The organism is Salipiger bermudensis (assembly GCF_020171625.1).
In the GTDB taxonomy this organism is placed as follows: Bacteria; Pseudomonadota; Alphaproteobacteria; order Rhodobacterales; family Rhodobacteraceae; genus Salipiger; species Salipiger bermudensis_B.
Map to the genome: position 1 here is coordinate 129,211 of NZ_JAIUZY010000009.1, position 20,447 is coordinate 149,657.

Below are 20,447 nucleotides of genomic sequence, written 5' to 3' on the forward strand. Positions count from 1 at the left end.
CTCCCTTTGTGTGGCGGGTCAGGTGGCGGGCCGCTTGCGCGCCCACGGTGTGATTGATGCGGCGCTTCTTCGAAGCGCCCCCGAACTAGAGCTGCGCGACGGCGGAATCGCACATGGATGCTGCAGGCGGAGCGTCGCGCTTGCCCGCCGTCGCGTGGCTGCAAAACTCGCTCCCACCGACGCCGATGCCCCACCACGGTGCGCCTCCTATCCGATATCGTCCTCTTGGCAGCTCAGCTCATCCTGTCCGGGCGCCGCGAACTGCGCGTCGCGCCCCTTGATCCAGAACAGCGCCGGGCCACCGGCCCATGCGTCGGAGGCGTATTTCGCGCCCGAGGCGGCCACGACCTGCGGCAACACCACCGCGGCCTCGCCCCAGCGCAGCACCACCATCGGCTCGAGCGTATTTACGAACACGGCGCTGACCGTCTCGTCCAGCCCCTCGCAGCGATACGGGTACGGCCCAAGCGAGGCGCCCTCCCCGGCGCGCGCATTGGCATAAAGCTGGCGCAGCTCAGAGATCCGGAAGGCGTATTCGTTCGCGGTACAGAGCGGCACGCCCATGTCCGAGGTCCAGCACGCGTCGCGCCCCTTGATCCAGCCGCGCTGCGTCGCCTTGAGTTTGGCGAGCGCCTGGTGGGTCACGTTGGGTGCGGTGGACGCCGCCTTGTAGAGCCGCGCCAGTTCGAGATCGAGCGAGGCGAGCGCGTCGGAGGAACAGACCGCCTCCTCGGCGCTGGACTGCGCCTTGGCACAGTCGAACGACGGATCGAGCGCCATCGCGCCATGGCCGGAGAACGCGAGCGCAACCAGAGCGATCATCGCGGCGCGCTTCGACTTAACTGACATGAACATGGGACCTCACGAATCGGATGCTCGACAGATTCGCACCGTTCGAACGCCGAGGGTTGCGCTTTGTTGCCTCGGGAACAGGCGATTCGATCAACCATGGCATGAAGCAATCCTCTTTGTTTAATAAAATTGTTTATCAAATTGAGGGACCATGCCGGAAACGTCACTTTGGCGACACAACGGGCACCACGAGTTGCTGTAGTGACACCACATGCCGCGGGCCGAATTTCGCTCGCCGAACACGCGCCGAGCGGCATTTTATTGTTTAACCAGTGTCTCTTGGCAGGGGCTCGGTTCGAACGTCGGGGATGCGGCGGTCGGGCCCAATTTCGCGAATACGCGAGTGTTTTTTCTAGTCGGGGATTTTAACCCTCCTGCCTGGGTTGTATCATGCCTCCTGCGCGCGGATCCGTGCCGCGCGCCGGAGGCCTTTATCCCCAGGAGCAAGACATGGACCTGCGCACCACCGCGCCATCGATCCGGACACACCGGGTTATGTCCTTTCTTGGCTCTTCCATCACTACTTACGGCCAGGCATGACTCCACGACTGAAAGTCAGCGCCATTTATCCCGACCTGCTCGGGATCTGCCTGCTCAAGGGTCTGTCCGAAGACGAGCAGCGCAGCTTTCTCGATGCCTGCACGCTGCGGCACTATAGCGAAGAAACGGCCCTGCTCACCCAGTCCGAACACACGGCCGGGTTCTACATCGTGGCCCGTGGCCGGGCGATTGTCAGCTTTCTCGACGTCGAGGGAAATCTCAGCGTCATTCACGTGGCCGGCCCCGGTGAGATCATGGGCGATGTCGAATGCCTCTCCGACACCCCCTGCGCCGCGACCTGCACCTCGCTGCCCGACACCACGATCCTTTATGGCTCCGTGTCTCTGTTGCTGGAATACGCCCAGAAACCGCAGGTCATCCGCAATATCGCGCGCATTCTGCACGGTCGGCTGCTGCGCGACAACGAGAACCGCGCCGTCGAGCAGTTCCAGACCGTCGATGCGCGGCTTCTCAACTATCTCTGCGTGCTCAGCACGCCGGAGGATCCCGACATCCGCATCAGTCAGGCGCATCTCGCTACGTTGATGGGGTGCTCGCGGCAGAAGGTGAACCGGATGCTCAAGGATCTGGCCGAGGACGGCACCGTCGAGCTCGGGCGCGGACGCATCCGCATTCTCGATCGCAAAAGCATCGGCGGAGAGCTCGCGCGCGACCGGAGAAGCTACGAGGTGGGCGGCTAAGCCAGAGTCTGCCGCCCGCAGGCAAGGGCGCCATCGACGCCCCCGCCTTTCGTCTACGTCACTCCGCGGCGTCGCGGCGCGGCAGCACCCAGCCCGGACGCGGGTAGTGGCAGGTATACCCGTTCGGAAACCGCTCGAGGTAATCCTGATGCTCGGGCTCGGCCTCCCAGAACGCGCCGACCGGTTCGACCTCGGTCACCACCTTGCCCGGCCAGAGACCGGACGCATCGACATCGGCGATGGTGTCGAGCGCCGTCTGCTTCTGCGCCTCGTCGACATAGTAGATCGCCGAGCGATAGCTCATCCCCACGTCGTTGCCCTGACGGTTCAGCGTGCTGGGGTCGTGGATCTGGAAGAACACCTCGAGGATCCGCCGATAGCTGATCTGTTCCGGATCGAAGACGATCTCGATCCCCTCGGCGTGGGTGCCATGGTTGCGGTAGGTCGCGTTGGGCACGTCGCCCCCTGTATAGCCGACGCGGGTCTCCTGCACGCCGGGGAGCTTGCGGATCAGGTCCTGCATCCCCCAGAAGCATCCGCCCGCCAGAACTGCACGTTCGCTCATGTCACATCCTCCACCTGATCGAGATAGGCGCCGTAGCCTTCGGCCTCCATATCGTCGCGATGCACGAAGCGCAGCGAGGCCGAGTTGATACAGTAGCGCAGCCCGCCGCGATCCGACGGCCCGTCGGGAAAGACGTGGCCCAGATGCGAGTCGCCATGGGTCGAGCGCACCTCGACCCGGACCATGCCGTGCGAGGTGTCGCGCAACTCTTGGACGTGGGCGGGCTCGATGGCCTTGGCGAAGCTCGGCCAGCCGCAGCCGCTCTCGTACTTGTCCGACGAGGCGAAAAGCGGCTCTCCGGAAACCACGTCGACGTAGATGCCGGGCTCCTTGTTGTCGAGATACGCGCCGCTGCCCGGGCGCTCGGTGCCGTTTTCCTGCGTGACCCGGTACTGCTCGGGATCGAGCGTGGCGATCACGTCGGGATTTCGTTCATAAGTTGCCATTGGCGCCTCCATGATCTGTCTTCTTCCTAAGATGGGTCTGATCGGCATCAATGCAAAGGCTGTTTCATCGGCCTGACCCTGCCGTGATCACGGCGCGCCACGCGCGAAAACCCGCCACCCCGGCGCGAGGCGCGGGAACCGGCGATGCCTTGCCACTCCCTGCCCCGGCGTCACGGCGGGTCACCGCCACCGGCACGCTTGGCGTGCACTTCGAGGGATCCATTCCCGGCGTCGCGGGCTTACCTTCCCGATCGACGCGACATTGCGTCGGATGCAATGGACCTAAAGGAAGACCCAGATGACCATCCGTTCGACCAAGCTCGGCCTTGCCGCTCTTCTCGCCACGACCCTCTCCGCCACAGCCTTCGCACAGAGCGCGTCGGAGACCGATCTCACCGCGCAGTCGAAGGCCGAGGCCAGCTCCGAGACCCGCATCGGCGCGACCGAAGTGCCGGAAACGCTGAACGAGCTCATGTCCGATCTGGGCGGCGACGGCGTGGCCATTCCGACCGGCGAAATCACCGAGGATACAGAGGTCACGATCCTGACGCTCGGCGATCTCGAGAGCGACGAGGCCGACCGCAGCGCCGCGCTCGACAACGCTCTGGCACGGGCCCAGACCTCGCTCGACATGCTGCAGACCCAGGTCGATGGCAGCGATGTGCTCACCAACGCGCTCGAGGAAGACGGCTTCACCTCCGACAACGTTCTGGGCGTCTATCAGGACACCGACGGATCGGTGACGATGCTGATCGACGACCGCGCCTGACCCCGGCGCCTCTTCCCGACGACGCGTCCGCCGGCCCCTCACCTGACCGGCCTCACGCTGCGGGCGCGCCCGGCCCGACCCCTTGCTCCCGGGGGTCGGGCCTTTTCTTTTCGCGCTACCCGAGCCGGACCACCGCCCAGCGCGCCGCGTCGCGCACAGTCTCGCAGGCGTCCTCGCAAAGCGCCTGCACCGCCGGCCGCAGCGCCGGATCTCCCGAGTTACCGGTGGCGTAACAGACATTGCGCACGAACCGGTCCCGCCCGATGCGCTTGATCGGCGAGCCGGAGAACAGCGCCCGGAACGCCGCATCGTCGAGCGCCGCCAGTTCCTCCAGTTCCGGGGCCACCAGCTCCTCGCGGGCGTGGTACTTCATCTCCTGCGCCTCGACCGCGAACTTGTTCCACGGACAGGCGGCGAGGCAATCGTCGCAGCCGTAGATCCGGTTGCCCAGCCCCGGGCGCAGCGCCTCGTCGACCGGGCCGTGATGCTCGATCGTCAGGTACGAGATGCAGCGTCGCGCATCGAGCTGGTAGGGCGCGGGAAAGGCATTGGTCGGGCAGACGTCGAGGCAGGCCCGGCACGAGCCGCAATGGTCGCGCTCGGCCCCATCGGGTTCGAGCTCCAGCGTGGTGAAGATCGCGCCCAGAAAGAACCACGAGCCCAGCTCGCGGCTCACGAGATTGGTGTGCTTGCCCTGCCAGCCAAGGCCCGCCGCCTGCCCCAGCGGCTTTTCCATCACCGGCGCGGTGTCGACAAAGACCTTGATCTCCGCATCCCCGCCCTCGCGCTCGGCCTCGGCGATCAGCCAGCGCCCGAGCCGCTTGAGGCGCTTCTTGACCACGTCGTGATAGTCGCGATTCTGAGCGTAGACCGAGATCGCCGCCCGGTCGCGCTGCTCGAGAACCGCCATGGGATCGTGCGAGGGCCCGTAATTCTCGGCCAGCATGATCACCGAGCGCGCCTCGGGCCAGAGCGCCTGCGGGTCGCCCCGCCAATGGGTGCGCTCCGCCAGCCAGCCCATCTGCCCGTGCCGCCCGGCCTCGAGAAAGGCCGCCAGCCGCTCCGCCAGATGCGGCACATCGCCGGGACGGCAGACCTTGCAGGAGGCGAACCCCACCTCCGCCGCTTCCGCCACCAGCTTGCGCTTCAAAGACACCCGCCTGCCCTTCTCTACGTCCAAAATACTCCGGGGGAGTCGCGCCACGCGCGACGGGGGCAGCGCCCCCTTCCCCTCTCTCCGCTCTGTGCCGCCGCGCAGGCAATGCGCCGCCCGCCCGTGCCCAGCGCCCCGGCCAGCGCCGTTTAGGGGGCCGGCTCGGGGCCTGTCAACGTATCCGGCCGCCGCGGTTTACAGTGTCACGTCCTGCCCCACCGGCACCAGCGCTTGCATCCCGGAGCCGTTTCACGGGATACCGCCGCTCAGCCATCCGGCAGACGCCCTGCACAAAACACCGGGAGCCAGCATGTCCCAGCCCGACCCTCTCAAGACCGACTGCTCGAAGTGCGCGGCCCTCTGCTGCCTTGCGCTGGCCTTCGACAAGGGCCGCGAATTCGCGTTCGACAAGAACCCGGGCGAGCCCTGTCGGAACCTCTCGGGCCACAGCTGTTCGATTCACGACCGGCTGAGCGAGGAGGGCTTTCCCGGCTGCGTCGCCTATGACTGTCTCGGCGCCGGCAATCGCGTGGTTCAGGAGGTCTTCGGCGGCCAGAGCTGGCAGACCGAACCGCGGCTGACGCGGGCGATGATGGAGGCGTTCTCGGCGATGCGCGAGGTCCACAAGCGCATCGACCTGCTGCGCGCCGCGCTGACGCTGTCGCTCGATCCCCGCGCCGACCAGACCTGCCGCGAATTCCTCGCCCGCCTCGAGCAGCATCGCTGGAGCGGGTCCGAACTCAACGCGTTCGAGGTCGGGCTGGCGCTCGAGATCGATATTTTCTTCTACGGTCTCAAGGACGTGCTGCCGGAGGACTTCTTCGCCGACCGCTGACCTGTCCGCCGCACGTGGCCGGGCGTTGCCTGCCCCTCCGGGCGACCCGCCCGGTAGTGGCAACGCACCCCTGCGCGGACCGGATAGCGAGGGGCGCCAGCAGCCCTGCATCGGCCCGCACGGCGCCCAAAGGCTGATCCCCCGGCACGGGGCCGATCAGCTCGGGCTTTCTCGGCTCGGCGGCAAGCGCGCCCGCCCCCGCCCGCCTCAGAAATCGAGGTCGGCGTAATGCGGCGGCGGCGGGAAGCCCGGGATCTGGTCGGCGAGGATCGAGCGGAAGGCCGGGCGCGACTTGATCTTGGCGTACCAGTCCTTGACCGTCTCCGAGCGGTTCCAGTCCACGTCCGAGATGTAGTCGAGCGCCGACAGGTGCGCCGCGGCGGCGAAATCCGCCAGCGTCATCACGTCGCCCGCCAGCCAGCGCCGGTGGTCGAGCAGCCAGGCCATGTAATCGAGGTGATACTTGATCGCCTTGGCCCCCGCCTTGACGTTGGTGCTGTCCGGGAAGCCCTGCTTCATGATCTTCTTGTTGACGCGCTCGTAGACCAGCTTGGAGGTCACCTCGTGGTGGAACTTGTCGTCGAACCACGACACCAGCCGGCGCACCTCGAGCCTTGCATCCGCCGAGCGCGGCATCAGCGACGGCTCGGGGTATTTCTCCTCGATCCATTCGCAGATCGCGGCGCTTTCCGACATCGTCTTGCCGTCGATCTTCAGCACCGGCACCTTGCCGGCCGGGTTGCGGCGCAGGAAATCGTTGTCCTTTTCCCAGTAGCGCTCCTCGACCAGTTCGCACTCGATCTTCTTTTCGGCGAGGCTCAGGCGAACCTTGCGGCAGAACGGGGATAGCGGCACGTGATAAAGCTTGGCCATGGGGCGATGGTATCCGAGAGATTTGGGAACTGCGAGCACCTTTGCCCCCAATCCCCCTGAGTTTCAACTGGGGGCTTCAACAGGCACAGCCGCCCGCGCGACGCGCTGCCGATGTGCCCGGGTCTCAGATAACCTCGATCACCGACTTGTCGATGGCCAGCATGTAGCCGCGCCGGGCGATGTTCTTGACCAGAAGCTCGCTGACCATCTGGTTGCCGAGCCCGTCGCGCAGGCGCTTGATGCGGGTGGCGCCAGCCGCTTCCTCGCAATCGCCGGCGTCGCGCCCCGAGATCATCGCCTCGATCTGCGCGCCCGACAGCATCTCGTCATCCATGCGCGCCTCGGCCAGCACCGCCAGCGTCTCGACCATCGCCTCGGTCAGCTTGAAGCCCATGGTGTTGAGATAGACGGTGTTTTCCTCGCGGCTGATGATCAGCGAGCTGACCTGGATGCCCGAGCGCTCGATCTGCGCCATGCGACGGTTCAGGATGACCAGCATGACGAGGAACACCAGCGCCGCCACCAGCAGCGCGGTGGCAAAGACCAGCAGCACGAAGATCACCATCCGGTAGCTCGCCAGCGTGTCCGAGAAGGCGGTGCCCGACTGGGCGAGGATCTCGAGCAGCTTGACCTCGGCCTGACCGGTGAGGGTGTCGTTCTCGATGAACAGCCGTTCGACGCGGGCGTTGAAGGCGTTGGCGTCCGGCAGGGTGAAGAACAGCAGCGCCCCGGCGCCGATCAGCAGCGCCACGATCGCGGCAATGCCGAACCCCACCAGCCGCGCGCCGGTGCGTCTTGCGTCAGTAGCGGAGGTAGTACTCACCGGCGTTCGCCTTCTTGCTGTCACCGGGTTCCTTGCTCGAAAGCCCGACCACGTTCAAGAGCGTCCAGCCATCGCGGGCCAGGGTGGCGGAGAGTTGCTCTGCCGCGGCGCCGCTGCCGGGGCACTCCCCCGGCAGGCGCGAGATGCCGTAATGCAGGCGCAGCGGGCTGTCCTGCTTGGCCTTGTACTCGACATAGCAGTCGGCCCGCGCGGCAGCGGGCAGCACAAGCGCCACGAAGACGGGAAGAAGGATGCGTTTCATGGCCGCGACACTGCGCTTGGGCGGGGTGCAATTCAATAGCAGAGCGCCTGAAACCGGCCGGTTATCCGATAACCGGGGGGCGATATTGCCTGAAATCCGCGGATCAGGCGAGGGTCGGGTCAGGGCGTCGGCCAGAACGGCGGCGCCACCCGACACGACAGACACGCCAACAGGAGACCGCCCATGTCCCGCAAGTTCATCGCCGCCGTTCTGGCCGCTTCGCTCGCCATCACCACCTTCTCCGCCGCGCCCGCCCGGGCCGACGGCAAGGATGCCCTCAAGCTCTTGGGGGCGGCGGGCGCGCTCTACCTTCTGGGCAACACGGTCGCGCAGGCCCGCGAGCGGGCCAAGGATGAGCGCAAGCGAGACAAGAGGGAGCGGGAGGAGGAGAAGCGCCGGGAAGAGCGCGCGCGCGAGTGGCGCGAGCGTCACGATGCCCGCCGCCCCGCGCCGCCGCGCGTCATCGGCCCGGCCTTCGGCCATCGGCGCGATGCGGAATACGTGCTGCCCTCGCAATGCATGATGCGCATCGACGGCGGGGCCAGCCGCTTTGCCTTCGACCGCGACTGCATGACCAATGCCGGGGTCCGCACCAGCCGCCTTCCCGACGCCTGCGAGATGTATGTGCGCGACGGTGGCCGCAAGGAACGTGCCTTCGACGGCGGTTGCCTGCGCCGGAACGGCTACCGCCTCGAGGCGGTGCGGCAGTCCGCGCCGAACCTGCCGCGCCCCTATCGCCGCCAGTACTGAGACACGAGATAGCGGCAGCGGCGCGGAGTCCCGTCCGCCCGGTGTCGCTGCGCGCGGGGTGCCACGCAGGCCCCGCGCGCTCTTTTCATGCCGTCGTTCTTACGAGACGTCCGTGGGCACGGTGATCGTCACCGGCATCTTGAGCCAGTGCTCCTCGATGTTGGGCGTGCCGCCGATGCGGTCGACCACGGCGAACATCCCCGGCGCGTGCAGCGGTGTCAGCACGCCGTGCCATGTGCCGCGATAGAGGTTGATCCCCTGCCCCGGCGCCGCGAGGAAGGCCGAAATCTCGCTCGGCTCCGCCCCCGCGCCGGCCTCTGCGACGATCACCAGCCACGGGTTGCGGTGCATCGGCAGGAAGGCCTGACTGCCGTCAGGGTGCCGCTCGACCATCTCGAGCAGGTAAGGCAGATCGCGCGGCACGGCGTTGAACAGGCTGATGCCGGCGCGGCCGTCCGGGCCGAAATCCATCGAGGCGCGGTCGTGGTAGCGACCGCACAGGCCCTGATTGATGATCTTGTCCGGATCGCCCGAGATCTCGAGCACGTCTCCGAACGGCGCGAAGGCACCGGCGGTCAGCGGCTCTGCAACGATGGTGGTCATGACAGCACGCTTTCCAACCGCAGCCGGGCGATGCGCTCGACCTGCCGACAGGCTTCCCTGAATTCGGTTTCCGTGTCGTTCCCGAGACGGCGCTCGAAGGCCGCGAGGATGCCGGCTTTGTCGTGATCGCGCACCGCGATGATGAACGGGAAGCCGTGTTTCTCCATGTAGGCGGTGTTGAGCTCGGTGAAGCGCTGGCGCTCGGCGTCCGTAAGCGCATCGAGCCCGGCGCTGGCCTGTTCCGAGCTGCTGTCCTCGGTCAGTCGCTTGGCGGCGGCGAGCTTGCCGGCAAGGTCGGGATGGGCGCGCAGCACGCCCATCCGCTCGTCGTCGCTGGCGCTGCGCAGCACCCGCGCCAGCGCGTTGGCCAGCCCCACCGGCGTGTCATGCGCCGGGCCGAGCTCGAGCGCGAAGGCGCGCTCGGCCACCCAGTCCGAATGCTCGACGATACCGCCGAAGCGCGCCACGAAGGTGTCGCGGTCCATCAGGCTTGGGCGCTCGCGCGTGACCGGCGGGTGGGTCGCGGCCCAGTGCTCGGCGATCTCGATGCGGCGCGGGGTCCAGACCCCGTCGAAGCCGGCAATGTAGTCGAGGAAGCGCTTCAGACCGGCCACCTTGCCGGGGCGCCCGATCAGCCGGTTGTGCAGCCCGATCGAGATCATCGCCGGCTTGCCCGCCTCGCCCTCGGCATAGAGCGTGTCGAAGCTGTCCTTGAGATAGGTGAAGAACTGCTCCGCCTCGATCCAGCCGGGGCTGACCGAGAAGCGCATGTCATTGGCCTCGAGCGTGTAGGGAATGATAAGCTGGTCGCGACCGTCGATCTCGAGCCAGTAGGGCAGATCGTCGTCGTAGGTGTCGGAGATATAGGCGAACTGCCCGGTCTCGGCGGCCAGACGCACGGTGTTCTCCGAGCAGCGCCCGGTGTACCAGCCGCGCGGCGCCTCGCCCACCACCTCGGTGTGCAGGCGGATCGCCTCGGCGATGGCGGCACGCTCCTCCGCCTCGGGCATGTCCTTGTGTTCGACCCATTTGAGGCCGTGGCTGGCGATCTCCCAGCCCGCCTCCTTCATCGCCTCGACCTGCTCGGGGTTGCGCGCCAGCGCGGTGGCGACGCCGTAGATCGTCAGCGGGACGCCCGCGCCGGTGAACAGCCGGTGCAGCCGCCAGAACCCGGCGCGGGCGCCGTATTCATAGATCGATTCCATGTTCCAGTGTCTCTGGCCCGGCCACATCGCCGCGCCGGGGATGTCCGACAGGAACGCCTCGGAGGCGGCATCGCCGTGCAGGACGTTGTTCTCGCCGCCCTCCTCGAAGTTCAGCACGAACTGCACCGCGATCTTGGCATTGCCGGGCCATTTCGCGTCGGGGCGGTCCGCGCCGTAACCGATCATGTTGCGGGGGTAACGCTGCATCTGGCCCCTCCTTGGCTTGGGTCGTGTTGTCATCTTCGGCCAATCGCGCTCTAACCGGGACGGACCCCCGAAAGGACCGGCACGCAGGCGCGGCGATGCCCCGTTTATCCGCGCTGCCCAAGCAAGGAGCAAGAGGAATGGCCGACGGATATCTCACCACCCACGTGCTCGACACCGCCCGGGGTCGTCCCGCCGAGGGCGTGAAGATCGCGCTCTACAAGGTCTCGGACAAATCCCACCGCAAGATCGCCGAGACGGTGACCAATGCCGACGGTCGCACCGACAGCCCGATCCTGCCGAAGGCGCAGTTCAGGACCGGCACCTACGAGCTGGTGTTCTTTGCCGGCGACTATCTCAGGGCCACCGGCCAGTCCGGCGCCGAGCCGCTGTTTCTCGACCAGATCCCGCTGCGCTTCGGCATCGCCGACCCGGACGCGCATTACCACGTGCCGCTGCTGCTGTCGGCCTACGGCTATTCCACATACCGCGGCAGCTGAGCCGCCCCGCCTCACCGGATCGTGCAGCGCGGCGGCTTGCCCTGCGCTGCACCCGACGCGTACCCCTGTCGCCGACCCCGAAGACCGAACCCGAGGACCCACCACCATGCGCATCCTGATCGTCGAGGACGATGCCGTGCTCGGCGACGGGCTGAGCGTCGGGCTGCGCCTGTCGGGTTTTTCGCCCGAGCTGGTCGACAGCTGCGCCGACGCCCGCCACGCCATCGGCATGGAGGGGTTCGAGGCGGTGGTGCTCGACCTGATGCTGCCCGACGGCTCCGGGCTCGAGCTGCTGCGCGAGCTGCGCCAGCGCGGCTCGGACATGCCGGTGCTGATGCTCACCGCGCGCGACGGGCTTGACGATCGGGTCACCGGGCTCGATGCCGGGGCCGACGATTACCTCGGCAAGCCCTTCGAGCTGCCGGAGCTCTCCGCACGCCTGCGCGCCCTCACCCGCCGGGCGCAGGGCCGCGCCGAGAACCTGCTGCACTGGAACGGTCTTGCGCTCGACACCGCGAAAATGAGCGGCCAGCGCGGAGCGGAGGAGATCGCCTTCTCGCGCCGGGAGTTCACCGTGCTGGCCGCGCTGATGGAGCGCCCCGGCAGCATCCTGTCGAAAGCCGCGCTCGAAGAGCGGCTCTATGGCTGGCAGGAGGATGTCGAGAGCAACACCGTCGAGGTGCATGTGCACCATCTGCGCGCCAAGCTCGGCAGCGGCTTCATCCAGACCGTGCGCGGCGCCGGCTACCGGCTGGCGCCGGAGGGCGCGGCATGAGTTCGATCCGCGGCCGGCTTCTGGCGATCCTTCTGCTCGCGACCGGGGTGATCTGGCTTTCGGCGGCGCTCTGGACGCAGATATCGACCCGCGCGCAGGTCATTCAGGTGCTCGACCGGCGGCTCGAGGAATCCGCCCGCATGGTCGCCTCGCTGATCCGCGAGGGCGGGCTGAGTGTCGATCAGGCGGCGCGGGCGGCCCGCATGGAGCGTGCGGATGCCGACGGCTTCCACCTCCTGCATCAGTTGTCCTGCCAGATCTGGGGGCTCGACGGCACCCTGATCAGCGAAAGCGCCGGCGCCCCCGAGGGCCGTCTCAGCGAGGCCGGCGGCGGGTTCAGCGAGAACGAGGTCGATGGCGAGCTCTGGCGCGTCTTCACGCTGGCCGATCCCGAGCTCGACTTTCGCGTCATGGTCGGCGACGCGCAGGCGATGCGCGACCAGCTGGTGCGCAACGTGACGCTGGGCCAGCTTGCCCCGACCGCGCTGATGCTGCCCCTGCTAGCGGCGCTGATCTGGCTCACCGTGGGGCGCGGCCTGCGCCCGCTCGACAGGCTCGGTGCAGCGCTCTCGAACCGGCCCGCGAGCGATCTCGGCCCGCTTGAGGAGGCGCCCGCCCCGCGCGAGCTGCGCCCGATGATCGCGGCGCTCAACGGCCTGCTGCGCCGGGTCGATGCGGCGCGCGAGCGCGAGCGCAGCTTCACCGCCTTTGCCGCGCACGAGCTGAAGACCCCGCTCGCCGGGCTGCAGACCCAGGCCGAGATCGCCCGCATGGCGCCCGACACCGCCACCCGCACCCGCGCGCTTGTGCAGATCGAGCAGGGCGTGAAGCGCACCGACCGGATGGTCAAGCAGCTCCTCGCGATGACCGCGGTCGAGCACCCGCCGAACGCCGCCTCCGGCGCCCCGCAGGACGGGGCCGCGCTGCTGCAGGCCGTGGCCGACGACCTCGCGCCGCTGGCCGGGCGGCTGGGGGTGGGCCTGCAGGTCTCCGCAACGCCCGGGCTCTGGTCCACCGCCGAGGCCACGCTCCTGCAGACCGCTCTGCGCAACCTTGTCGAGAACGCGCTTCACGCCTCGCCGCAGGGCGAGACCGTTTCCGCGACGCTGTCGCTCGAGGGCGCGGGCGCGGTGTTCGAGATCAGCGATCGCGGCCCCGGCATTTCCGAGGCCGAGCGCCCACATGTCACCGAGCGGTTCTTTCGCGGTGCGGGCGCCACCACCAGCGGCAGCGGGCTGGGTCTTGCCATCGTCGCCACCTCCGCCGCGCGTCTGGGCGGGGCGCTCGAGCTGTCTCCGCGCGAGGGCGGCGGCGAGTGCGCCCGGCTGATCCTGCCACGCTGAGCGCATCGCGCTTATGGACAGGCGGGGCGGCAGGGACTACATGCACGCAATGGCCAAACCGAAGACAGATCCGAACTACAAGGTGATCGCCGAGAACCGGCGCGCACGTTTCGACTACGCGATCGAGGACGATCTCGAGGTCGGCATCGTGCTGACCGGGTCCGAGGTGAAATCCCTGCGCGAGAACACCTCGAATATCGCCGAAAGCTATGCCGCGGTGGAGGATGGCGAGCTGTGGCTGGTCAACGGCTACATCGCGCCCTACGAGCGCGCCATGTTCGGCCACGAGGAGCGGCGCCGTCGCAAGCTGCTGGTCTCGAAGAAAGAGCTCGCCCGCCTGTGGAACGAGACCCAGCGCAAGGGCATGACCATCGTGCCGCTGGTGCTCTACTTCAACCACAAGGGCATCGCGAAGATGAAGGTCGGCATCGCCAAGGGCAAGAAGAACCACGACAAGCGCGAGACCGAGGCCAAGCGCGACTGGAACCGCCAGAAGCAGCGGCTGCTGAAGCAGGGTTAAGCGGGCGGCGCTGGAACCACGCCTGCGCGGCGTGATCCGCCAGAAGGTCCAGTCCAGAAATTCGGGAGACGCCGGCTGACCCGGTTGAGGGACGCGCTGCGCGGACTGCAACCGCGAGATGGCCTGCCACCCGGCGACCCCGCCTGACGGATCGGAACGCCAGACCGGATCGCGCACAGCCTTGCACCCGCCCATCCCCTTGTATTGCAGGCCCCCGCAGCTTAGGAACGGCATCGACCCTGACTGCGCGGGAAGCAATACATGACGCAAGACGATCCCAAGACGCTTGTCTCGACCGACTGGCTGGCGGCCCATCTCAAGGATCCCGACCTGCGCATCCTCGATGCCAGCTGGTTCCTGCCCGGGTCCGAGCGCGATGCGAAGGCGGAATACGCGGCCGCCCACATTCCCGGCGCGCGCTATTTCGACATCGACGATGTCAGCGACAACCGCTCCGAGCTGCCCCACATGGTGCCCCCCGTCGAGAAGTTCATGTCGCGGCTGCGCGCCATGGGCGTGGGCGACGGCCATCAGGTCGTGGTCTATGACAGCCAGGGGCTGTTCTCGGCGGCACGCGTGTGGTGGCTGTTCAAGCTGATGGGCCAGAGCGATATCGCGGTGCTCGACGGCGGCCTGCCGAAATGGCAGGCGGAAGCCCGCGAGACCGAGGACCTGCCGCCGGTGATCCGCGACCGCCACATGACCGTGCGGCGCCAGAACCAGCTGGTGAAGGACGTGACGCAGGTCTCGGCCGCCGCCAAGCTGCAGGACACCGAGATCCTCGACGCCCGCGCTCCGGACCGCTTTCGCGGCGAGGTCCCCGAGCCGCGCCCCGGCCTGCGCGCCGGCCACATTCCGGGCTCGAAGAACATCCCCTACGCCACGCTGCTGAACGACGACGGCACCCTGAAGTCGCCCGAGGCGCTGCGCGCGGTGTTCGAGGCCGCCGGGGTGGATCTCGGCAAGCCGGCGATTACGTCCTGCGGGTCCGGCGTCACCGCCGCCATTCTCAACCTTGCCCTGACCCGCATCGGCAAGGACGACCATTCCCTCTATGACGGGTCGTGGAGCGAGTGGGGGCAATTCCCCACCCTGCCCGTCGCCACCGGAGAGCACTGATGTTCGAGAACCTCAAAGAGCAACCCGCAGACAAGATCCTCGCCCTGATGCAGGCCTATCGCGAGGACGACCGCGAGCAGAAGATCGACCTCGGCGTCGGCGTCTACAAGGATGCCAGCGGCAACACCCCGATCATGCGCGCCGTCAAGGCCGCCGAAAAGCAGCTCTGGGAGACCGAGAGCACCAAGGCCTATACCGGCCTTGCCGGCGATCCGGCCTTTGCCGACGCCATGGTCAAGCTGGTGCTGGGCGACGCCGTCCCGCGCGAGACCGTGGCCGCTGCGGCGACCCCGGGCGGCACCGGCGCGGTTCGGCAGGCCTTCGACCTGATCCGCATGGCCAACCCCAAGGCCCGCGTCTTCGTGTCGGACCCGACCTGGCCGAACCACCTGTCGATCCTCAAGCACATGGGCATCGAGTTCACCTCCTACCGCTATTTCGACAACGAGACCCGCTCGGTCGATTTCGCCGGCATGATCGCCGACCTGCATCAGGTGATGCCGGGCGACGTGGTCCTGCTGCACGGCTGCTGCCACAACCCCACCGGCGCCAACCTCAACATCCCGCAGTGGAAGGCCGTGATCGAGCTGCTGCTCGAGCGCGAGGCGGTGCCGATGATCGACATCGCCTACCAGGGCTTCGGCGACGGGCTCGATGCCGATGCCGAGGGCGTGCGGATGGTGGTCGAGAAGATGCCGGAAGTGCTGATCGCCGCGAGCTGCTCGAAGAATTTCGGCATCTACCGCGAGCGCACCGGCCTGCTGATGGCGGTGAGCAAGGATGCCGGCCAGCGCAAGCTCAACCAAGACAGCCTGAACTACCTGAACCGGCAGAACTTCTCCTTCCCGCCGGATCACGGCGCACGGCTGGTCACCATGGTGCTCAGCGACGAGGAGCTGCGCGCCGACTGGGCGGCGGAGCTGGAAGAGGTGCGCAACTCGATGCTGGGACTGCGCCAGCAACTGGCCTCGGAACTGCAGCGCCTGTCGGGCTCGGACCGGTTCGGCTTCCTCGCCCAGCACCGCGGCATGTTCTCGCGCCTCGGCGCGACGCCCGAGCAGGTCGAGACCCTGCGTCGCGATCACGGCATCTACATGGTGGGCGACTCGCGGCTCAACATCGCCGGTCTCAACAAGACCTCGGTGCCGATCCTCGCGGAAGCCATCGTCAAATCCGGGATCTGATCCCTTTTCAGATAAGCGGCGCGGGGCCTTTGGGCCCCGCCCATGCTGTCTCGCCGCCGGGGCTTTGCCCGTCGTCTCGGCGCTTCTGGTCGGTGTGACGCCTCTGTTTCGGCCCGGTTCGCGTGTCAGCCATGCTCGGCCAGGCTGTCCTGCGGCGCCTCGGCCCGGTCCTCCATGCCGTAATCGCGCAGCACGTGGCAGACCCGCAGGCGGTAGCCCTCGAAGATCTCCTCCCGCCCCTTGCGCTGCGCGCCGCGATGCGCCGTCAACGCGCGCCAGCGCTGCACCGCCGCCTCGTCCTCGAAGAAGCTGATCGAGAGCAGCTTGCCGGGATTGGTCAGGCTTTCGAAGCGCTCGACCGAGATAAACCCCTCGACCTGTTCGACCAGCGGCCGCATTGCGGCGGCGATGTCGAGATAGGCCTCGCGTTTGCCCTCGGCGGGGGTGACTTCGAAGATGATGGCGATCATGGCGGTCCTCCGTTTGGCGCAGTCTGGCGCGATCCACCCGGCGGGCCAAGGGGCTGGCAGCGCCGGTGTTCGAGTATTTGCAACGTAGAGAAGACAGGAGCCCGCGCCCATGGCAGAGGGGGCGCTTCGCGGTAACGTCACGGCCTCCCTTGCCTGCGCCATGGGGGCGTGCGACGGTCCGCACTGGAGGACCCAGACATGCTTGAGACCACCGAGGCGCCGATGACCGTGACCCACCTGCCGCAGACGCTGGAGCCCCGCAATCCGGGAATGCCGCTCGAAATGGAGCGGGTGATGCGCGTCCGCGCCAACCGCTCGGCGATCGAGCGCCGCGCCGCGAGCCTGCCGGGCCGGCGCAGCCTCAAGAAGGACTTCCAGGCCGCGTGGCTGGCCCGCGCCATTTCCTGCATCGATCTGACCACGCTGGCCGGCGACGACACGCCGGGCCGGGTGGCGCGGCTCTGCGCCAAGGCGAAACAGCCGGTGCGCGAGGATCTGCTCGCGGCGCTCGGGCTCGAGGGACTGACCACCGGCGCGGTCTGCGTCTACCACGACATGATCGCCCCCGCGGTGCAGGCGCTCGAGGGCAGCGGCATCCCGGTGGCGGCGGTCTCGACCGGCTTTCCCGCCGGGCTCTCCCCCTTCCCGCTGCGGGTCGCCGAGATCGGCGAGAGCGTCAAGGCCGGCGCCCGCGAGATCGACATCGTGATCTCGCGCCGACTGGTGCTGACCGGCGACTGGGAGGGGCTTTACGACGAGATGCGCCAGTTCCGCGAGGCCTGCGGCGAGGCGCATGTGAAGGCGATCCTCGCCACCGGCGAGCTCGGCACGCTGCAGAACGTCGCCCGCGCCTCGATGGTGTGCATGATGGCCGGCGCCGATTTCATCAAGACCTCCACCGGCAAGGAAGGCGTCAACGCCACCCTGCCCGTCAGCCTGGTGATGATGCGGGCGATCCGCGAGTACTACGAGGAGACGGGATACCGGGTCGGCTACAAGCCCGCCGGCGGCATCTCGAAGGCCAAGGATGCGCTCACCTATCTCGCGCTGGTCAAGGAAGAGCTTGGCGACCGCTGGCTGCGCCCGGACCTGTTCCGCTTCGGCGCCTCGAGCCTGCTGGGCGACATCGAGCGCCAGCTTGAGCATCATGTCACCGGCGCCTATTCCGCCAGCTGGCGCCACGCGATCGCCTGACGCCCGGATGGGGTGCCTGTTTTGCAGGCACCTGACGGCGCAGATGATTACCCGGCACGCAGTTTGCGCGGTCTGCCGCGCTTCTTGCTTTGCCAAGGGCCCCCGAAACGCTTACCGTCCGGTCAAAATTTAGACGAACGCTCAAACCAACGCCAGGGGACCCCATGACCGACAGACGCACGCTTCTCACCCAGTTCAGCCGCCGCCGGATGCTCATGGGAACGGCCGGTTTCGCAGCGGCCGCGGGCGCCGGCGTGCTGCCCTCGCGCCTGCTGGCGCAGGAGCCGATTGCGGTCGCGGGGATCTACACCGTGCCGGTGGAGCAGCAATGGGTGAGCCGCATCCACGTCGCCGCCGAGGCCGCGAAGGCGGCCGGCCAGATCAGCTACAGCTTCTCGGAAAACACCGCCAACACTGACTATCCGCGCGTCATGCGCGAATATGCCGAGGCCGGTGCCAAGCTCATCGTCGGCGAGATCTTCGGCGTCGAGCAGGAGGCCCGCGAGGTGGTGCTCGACTATCCCGACACCGCCTTCCTGATGGGCTCGTCCTTCATGCCGGACCCGGCCTATCCGAACCTCGCGGTGTTCGACAACTACATCCAGGATGCCTCGTATCTCTCGGGCATCATCGCGGGTGCTCTGACCGAAACCGGCAATATCGGCATGGTCGGCGGCTTCCCGATCCCGGAGGTGAACCGTCTGATGCACGCCTTCATGGCAGGCGTCCGCGAAACCGCCCCCGAGGCCAGCTTCCAGGTCAGCTTCATCGGCTCGTGGTTCGATCCGCCCAAGGCCAAGGAGACCGCCTTCGCGATGATCGAGAACGGCGCCGACCTGCTCTATGCCGAGCGCTTCGGGGTCTCGGACGCGGCGCAGGAGCAGGGCGTTCTCGCCATCGGCAACGTCATCGACACGCAGCCCGACTACCCCGACACCGTTGCCGCCTCGGCGCTGTGGCATTTCGAGCCGACCCTGCAGGCGGCGCTCGCCCGGGTGGCCGATGGCAGCTTCGAGGCCGACAATTACGGCGTCTACAGCTTCATGAAGGAAGGCGGCTGCTCGCTGGCGCCGCTCGGCACCTTCGAGGGCAAGGTCCCGCAGGCGGCGCTCGACCTCGTGGCCGAGAAGGAGGCCGCCATCAAGGCGGGCGAGTTTACCGTCGAGATCGACGACAGCGAGCCTACCTCCTCCTGATGACTTTGCAAGACACGGCGCGGGACGAGACCGTCCTGCGCCTTTCCGGAATCACCAAACGCTTCGGTGCGCTCACCGCCAACGACGCGATCAGCTTTTCGCTGGCGAAGGGCGAGGTCGTGGCGCTGCTGGGGGAGAACGGCGCCGGCAAGACCACGCTGATGAACATCCTCTTCGGCCATTACACCGCCGATGCGGGCGAGGTCGAGGTGTTCGGACAGGCCTTGCCGCCGGGCCAGCCCGGCGCGGCGCTGGCCGCGGGCGTGGGCATGGTGCACCAGCATTTCACCCTCGCCGACAACATGACCGTGCTCGAGAACGTGCTGCTCGGCACAGGGTCGCTCTGGTCCCCCGGCCTCGGCAAGCCCGCCGCGCGGCGCAGGCTGCAGGCGCTGTCCGAGGATTTCGGCCTCAGGGTCGACCCCGACGCGCGCGTGGCCGAGCTCTCGGTGGGCGAGCGTCAGCGGGTCGAAATCCTCAAGGCGCTCTACCGCGACGCCCGCGTCCTGATCCTCGACGAGCCCACCGCGGTGCTGACGCCGCAGGAGGCCGACGCGCTGTTCCTCACCCTGCGCAGGATGGTGGCGCAGGGCCTGTCGGTGATCTTCATCTCGCACAAGCTGCACGAGGTCATGGCGATCTCGTCGCGGGTGCTGGTGTTGCGCCACGGCAAGCTCGTGGGGGAGGTGGCGACCCACGACACCGACCGCCACCAGCTCGCCACGCTGATGGTGGGCGCCGAGATCACCGCCCCCGCCCCCGCCGAGGCCCGCCCCGGCGCAGTGCTGATGCGGCTGGCGGGGCTGAGCACCACGCCGCAGGGCAACCGACCCGGCCTGCGCGGCATCGATCTCGATATCAAGGCGGGCCAGATCCTCGGCGTCGCCGGGGTCTCCGGCAACGGCCAGGGCGCCCTCGCCGACCTGGTCTCCGGCGTCACGAGCCCGTCGGAAGGCAGGCTCGAGATCGCCGGCGACCGGGTCGAGGGCTGGAACCCGCGCGCCGCCCTCGCCGCCGGGATCGGCCGCATCCCGGAGGATCGCCACCGCACGGGCACGGTGGCCGATTTCACCCTCACCGAGAACGCGGTTCTGGAAAGCTACCGCGACGCGCCCAATGCCCGCGCCGGCTGGATGAACTGGTCCGCCGCCCGCCGGACCACCGAGGCACTCATTGCCAAGTACGACGTGCGCTGCCCCGGTTCCGAGGCCCGCATCCGCCTGCTTTCCGGCGGCAACATGCAAAAGCTGATCCTCGGTCGCGTGCTCGAGGCCGCGCCGCGCATCATCCTCGCCAACCAGCCGGTGCGCGGGCTCGACATCGGCGCCGTCACCTACGTGCAGGAACAGCTCATCGCCGCCCGCGACGCCGGCGCCGCGGTGCTGCTGATCTCCGAGGATCTCGACGAGATCCTCACCCTCTCCGACGTGATCCGGGTGATCTCCGACGGCCGCCTGTCGCCGGAATTCGCCCGCGGTGAGAAGACCCCGGCAGAACTGGGCCAGTGGATGGCCGGACAGGGCTTCGATCATGCCGCCTGACCTCCTCCACCGCAGACCGAGGCC

Annotated in this window: 23 protein-coding genes; 13 read left to right on the plus strand and 10 right to left on the minus strand. The window is 67.9% G+C overall.

The window, feature by feature from the left end; all coding sequences use genetic code 11:
- Positions 1-207 precede the first annotated feature (207 nt).
- Positions 208-855 (minus strand): MliC family protein, encoded by a 648-nt coding sequence (locus LCM15_RS16415; RefSeq protein WP_224858304.1) that lies wholly within the window; start codon positions 853-855, stop codon positions 208-210.
- A gap of 533 nt (positions 856-1,388) precedes the next feature.
- Here LCM15_RS16415 and LCM15_RS16420 point away from each other — a divergent pair.
- Entirely contained in the window at positions 1,389-2,093 is a 705-nt protein-coding gene (locus LCM15_RS16420; RefSeq protein WP_224858305.1) for a Crp/Fnr family transcriptional regulator, read from the plus strand.
- 58 nt (positions 2,094-2,151) lie between these two features.
- Here the strand turns inward: LCM15_RS16420 and msrA are convergent, their stop codons facing one another.
- Entirely contained in the window at positions 2,152-2,658 is a 507-nt protein-coding gene (msrA, locus tag LCM15_RS16425) for a peptide-methionine (S)-S-oxide reductase MsrA (RefSeq protein WP_224858306.1), read from the minus strand.
- Complete coding sequence (msrB, locus tag LCM15_RS16430; RefSeq protein ID WP_224858307.1) at positions 2,655-3,104, minus strand: peptide-methionine (R)-S-oxide reductase MsrB; 450 nt, start codon at positions 3,102-3,104, stop codon at positions 2,655-2,657. Before msrB ends, msrA begins: the two co-directional genes overlap by 4 nt.
- Positions 3,105-3,402: 298 nt before the next feature.
- On the opposite strand from msrB, the gene LCM15_RS16435 reads away from it, so the two are divergent.
- Positions 3,403-3,873 (plus strand): hypothetical protein, encoded by a 471-nt coding sequence (locus LCM15_RS16435; RefSeq protein ID WP_224858309.1) that lies wholly within the window; start codon positions 3,403-3,405, stop codon positions 3,871-3,873.
- A 115-nt stretch (positions 3,874-3,988) separates the two neighbouring features.
- Here LCM15_RS16435 and queG read toward each other — a convergent pair whose 3' ends face one another.
- On the minus strand, positions 3,989-5,029 hold the full coding sequence (gene queG / locus LCM15_RS16440; RefSeq protein ID WP_224858312.1) for a tRNA epoxyqueuosine(34) reductase QueG: 1,041 nt from the start codon (positions 5,027-5,029) through the stop codon (positions 3,989-3,991).
- A gap of 307 nt (positions 5,030-5,336) precedes the next feature.
- On the opposite strand from queG, the gene LCM15_RS16445 reads away from it, so the two are divergent.
- Positions 5,337-5,861, plus strand: a complete 525-nt coding sequence (locus tag LCM15_RS16445) for a hypothetical protein (protein WP_224858314.1) — start codon at positions 5,337-5,339, stop codon at positions 5,859-5,861.
- A 207-nt stretch (positions 5,862-6,068) separates the two neighbouring features.
- Here the strand turns inward: LCM15_RS16445 and LCM15_RS16450 are convergent, their stop codons facing one another.
- The 3 genes from LCM15_RS16450 to LCM15_RS16460 all read right to left on the minus strand — a co-directional run bounded on the left by LCM15_RS16450 (position 6,069) and on the right by LCM15_RS16460 (position 7,819).
- Complete coding sequence (locus LCM15_RS16450) at positions 6,069-6,734, minus strand: glutathione S-transferase family protein (protein WP_224858316.1); 666 nt, start codon at positions 6,732-6,734, stop codon at positions 6,069-6,071.
- A 124-nt stretch (positions 6,735-6,858) separates the two neighbouring features.
- Positions 6,859-7,557, minus strand: coding sequence for a hypothetical protein (locus LCM15_RS16455; protein ID WP_224858318.1), 699 nt, complete (start codon positions 7,555-7,557; stop codon positions 6,859-6,861).
- A complete protein-coding gene (locus LCM15_RS16460) occupies positions 7,535-7,819 on the minus strand; it encodes a hypothetical protein (RefSeq protein ID WP_224858319.1) in 285 nt (94 codons plus the stop codon). The genes LCM15_RS16455 and LCM15_RS16460 overlap by 23 nt, the downstream gene beginning before the upstream one ends.
- A 183-nt stretch (positions 7,820-8,002) precedes the next feature.
- Here LCM15_RS16460 and LCM15_RS16465 point away from each other — a divergent pair, with 183 nt between their 5' ends.
- Positions 8,003-8,569 carry a hypothetical protein gene (locus LCM15_RS16465; protein WP_224858320.1) on the plus strand — a complete coding sequence of 189 codons (567 nt, stop codon included), beginning with the start codon at positions 8,003-8,005 and terminating at the stop codon, positions 8,567-8,569.
- A gap of 99 nt (positions 8,570-8,668) precedes the next feature.
- Here LCM15_RS16465 and LCM15_RS16470 read toward each other — a convergent pair whose 3' ends face one another.
- Both LCM15_RS16470 and puuE read right to left on the minus strand, forming a co-directional pair.
- On the minus strand, positions 8,669-9,172 hold the full coding sequence (locus tag LCM15_RS16470) for an ureidoglycolate lyase (protein WP_224858321.1): 504 nt from the start codon (positions 9,170-9,172) through the stop codon (positions 8,669-8,671).
- Complete coding sequence (gene puuE, locus LCM15_RS16475; protein ID WP_224858322.1) at positions 9,169-10,584, minus strand: allantoinase PuuE; 1,416 nt, start codon at positions 10,582-10,584, stop codon at positions 9,169-9,171. The genes LCM15_RS16470 and puuE overlap by 4 nt, the downstream gene beginning before the upstream one ends.
- Positions 10,585-10,721: 137 nt before the next feature.
- On the opposite strand from puuE, the gene uraH reads away from it, so the two are divergent.
- The 6 genes from uraH to LCM15_RS16505 all read left to right on the plus strand — a co-directional run bounded on the left by uraH (position 10,722) and on the right by LCM15_RS16505 (position 16,022).
- Entirely contained in the window at positions 10,722-11,081 is a 360-nt protein-coding gene (uraH, locus tag LCM15_RS16480) for a hydroxyisourate hydrolase (RefSeq protein WP_224858323.1), read from the plus strand.
- A 106-nt stretch (positions 11,082-11,187) separates the two neighbouring features.
- Positions 11,188-11,856: a response regulator transcription factor gene (locus LCM15_RS16485; RefSeq protein ID WP_224858324.1), complete on the plus strand. Its 669-nt coding sequence runs from the start codon at positions 11,188-11,190 to the stop codon at positions 11,854-11,856.
- The gene (locus tag LCM15_RS16490) at positions 11,853-13,199 is read left to right on the plus strand and encodes an ATP-binding protein (RefSeq protein ID WP_224858325.1); all 1,347 of its coding nucleotides are present in this window, start codon (positions 11,853-11,855) and stop codon (positions 13,197-13,199) included. Before LCM15_RS16485 ends, LCM15_RS16490 begins: the two co-directional genes overlap by 4 nt.
- 49 nt (positions 13,200-13,248) lie before the next feature.
- Positions 13,249-13,719 carry an SsrA-binding protein SmpB gene (smpB, locus tag LCM15_RS16495; protein ID WP_224858326.1) on the plus strand — a complete coding sequence of 157 codons (471 nt, stop codon included), beginning with the start codon at positions 13,249-13,251 and terminating at the stop codon, positions 13,717-13,719.
- A 261-nt stretch (positions 13,720-13,980) separates the two neighbouring features.
- On the plus strand, positions 13,981-14,838 hold the full coding sequence (gene sseA, locus LCM15_RS16500) for a 3-mercaptopyruvate sulfurtransferase (RefSeq protein ID WP_224858328.1): 858 nt from the start codon (positions 13,981-13,983) through the stop codon (positions 14,836-14,838).
- Positions 14,838-16,022 (plus strand): aromatic amino acid transaminase, encoded by a 1,185-nt coding sequence (locus LCM15_RS16505; protein WP_224858330.1) that lies wholly within the window; start codon positions 14,838-14,840, stop codon positions 16,020-16,022. Before sseA ends, LCM15_RS16505 begins: the two co-directional genes overlap by 1 nt.
- Before the next feature lie 125 nt (positions 16,023-16,147).
- Here LCM15_RS16505 and LCM15_RS16510 read toward each other — a convergent pair whose 3' ends face one another.
- Entirely contained in the window at positions 16,148-16,492 is a 345-nt protein-coding gene (locus LCM15_RS16510) for an antibiotic biosynthesis monooxygenase family protein (protein WP_224858332.1), read from the minus strand.
- 198 nt (positions 16,493-16,690) lie between these two features.
- On the opposite strand from LCM15_RS16510, the gene deoC reads away from it, so the two are divergent.
- The 3 genes from deoC to LCM15_RS16525 all read left to right on the plus strand — a co-directional run bounded on the left by deoC (position 16,691) and on the right by LCM15_RS16525 (position 20,423).
- Positions 16,691-17,686 (plus strand): deoxyribose-phosphate aldolase, encoded by a 996-nt coding sequence (gene deoC / locus LCM15_RS16515; protein ID WP_224858334.1) that lies wholly within the window; start codon positions 16,691-16,693, stop codon positions 17,684-17,686.
- A 164-nt stretch (positions 17,687-17,850) separates the two neighbouring features.
- The gene (locus LCM15_RS16520; protein ID WP_224858336.1) at positions 17,851-18,882 is read left to right on the plus strand and encodes a BMP family protein; all 1,032 of its coding nucleotides are present in this window, start codon (positions 17,851-17,853) and stop codon (positions 18,880-18,882) included.
- Entirely contained in the window at positions 18,882-20,423 is a 1,542-nt protein-coding gene (locus LCM15_RS16525) for an ABC transporter ATP-binding protein (protein ID WP_224858338.1), read from the plus strand. Before LCM15_RS16520 ends, LCM15_RS16525 begins: the two co-directional genes overlap by 1 nt.
- The last annotated feature ends 24 nt before the right edge of the window (positions 20,424-20,447 follow it).

Excerpts from the sequence above, each read along its gene's own strand:
- LCM15_RS16435 (WP_224858309.1), top strand. The coding sequence starts at position 3,403 with ATGACCATCCGTTCGACCAAGCTCGGCCTTGCCGCTCTTCTCGCCACG.
- LCM15_RS16420 (WP_224858305.1), top strand. The coding sequence starts at position 1,389 with ATGACTCCACGACTGAAAGTCAGCGCCATTTATCCCGACCTGCTCGGG.
- LCM15_RS16450 (WP_224858316.1), bottom strand. The coding sequence starts at position 6,734 with ATGGCCAAGCTTTATCACGTGCCGCTATCCCCGTTCTGCCGCAAGGTT.
- sseA (WP_224858328.1), top strand. The coding sequence starts at position 13,981 with ATGACGCAAGACGATCCCAAGACGCTTGTCTCGACCGACTGGCTGGCG.
- LCM15_RS16505 (WP_224858330.1), top strand. The coding sequence starts at position 14,838 with ATGTTCGAGAACCTCAAAGAGCAACCCGCAGACAAGATCCTCGCCCTG.
- LCM15_RS16465 (WP_224858320.1), top strand. The coding sequence starts at position 8,003 with ATGTCCCGCAAGTTCATCGCCGCCGTTCTGGCCGCTTCGCTCGCCATC.
- LCM15_RS16485 (WP_224858324.1), top strand. The coding sequence starts at position 11,188 with ATGCGCATCCTGATCGTCGAGGACGATGCCGTGCTCGGCGACGGGCTG.
- LCM15_RS16415 (WP_224858304.1), bottom strand. The coding sequence starts at position 855 with ATGTTCATGTCAGTTAAGTCGAAGCGCGCCGCGATGATCGCTCTGGTT.
- msrA (WP_224858306.1), bottom strand. The coding sequence starts at position 2,658 with ATGAGCGAACGTGCAGTTCTGGCGGGCGGATGCTTCTGGGGGATGCAG.
- uraH (WP_224858323.1), top strand. The coding sequence starts at position 10,722 with ATGGCCGACGGATATCTCACCACCCACGTGCTCGACACCGCCCGGGGT.
- LCM15_RS16525 (WP_224858338.1), top strand. The coding sequence starts at position 18,882 with ATGACTTTGCAAGACACGGCGCGGGACGAGACCGTCCTGCGCCTTTCC.
- LCM15_RS16510 (WP_224858332.1), bottom strand. The coding sequence starts at position 16,492 with ATGATCGCCATCATCTTCGAAGTCACCCCCGCCGAGGGCAAACGCGAG.
- smpB (WP_224858326.1), top strand. The coding sequence starts at position 13,249 with ATGGCCAAACCGAAGACAGATCCGAACTACAAGGTGATCGCCGAGAAC.
- LCM15_RS16445 (WP_224858314.1), top strand. The coding sequence starts at position 5,337 with ATGTCCCAGCCCGACCCTCTCAAGACCGACTGCTCGAAGTGCGCGGCC.
- LCM15_RS16470 (WP_224858321.1), bottom strand. The coding sequence starts at position 9,172 with ATGACCACCATCGTTGCAGAGCCGCTGACCGCCGGTGCCTTCGCGCCG.
- LCM15_RS16490 (WP_224858325.1), top strand. The coding sequence starts at position 11,853 with ATGAGTTCGATCCGCGGCCGGCTTCTGGCGATCCTTCTGCTCGCGACC.
- msrB (WP_224858307.1), bottom strand. The coding sequence starts at position 3,104 with ATGGCAACTTATGAACGAAATCCCGACGTGATCGCCACGCTCGATCCC.
- LCM15_RS16520 (WP_224858336.1), top strand. The coding sequence starts at position 17,851 with ATGACCGACAGACGCACGCTTCTCACCCAGTTCAGCCGCCGCCGGATG.
- LCM15_RS16460 (WP_224858319.1), bottom strand. The coding sequence starts at position 7,819 with ATGAAACGCATCCTTCTTCCCGTCTTCGTGGCGCTTGTGCTGCCCGCT.
- puuE (WP_224858322.1), bottom strand. The coding sequence starts at position 10,584 with ATGCAGCGTTACCCCCGCAACATGATCGGTTACGGCGCGGACCGCCCC.
- deoC (WP_224858334.1), top strand. The coding sequence starts at position 16,691 with ATGCTTGAGACCACCGAGGCGCCGATGACCGTGACCCACCTGCCGCAG.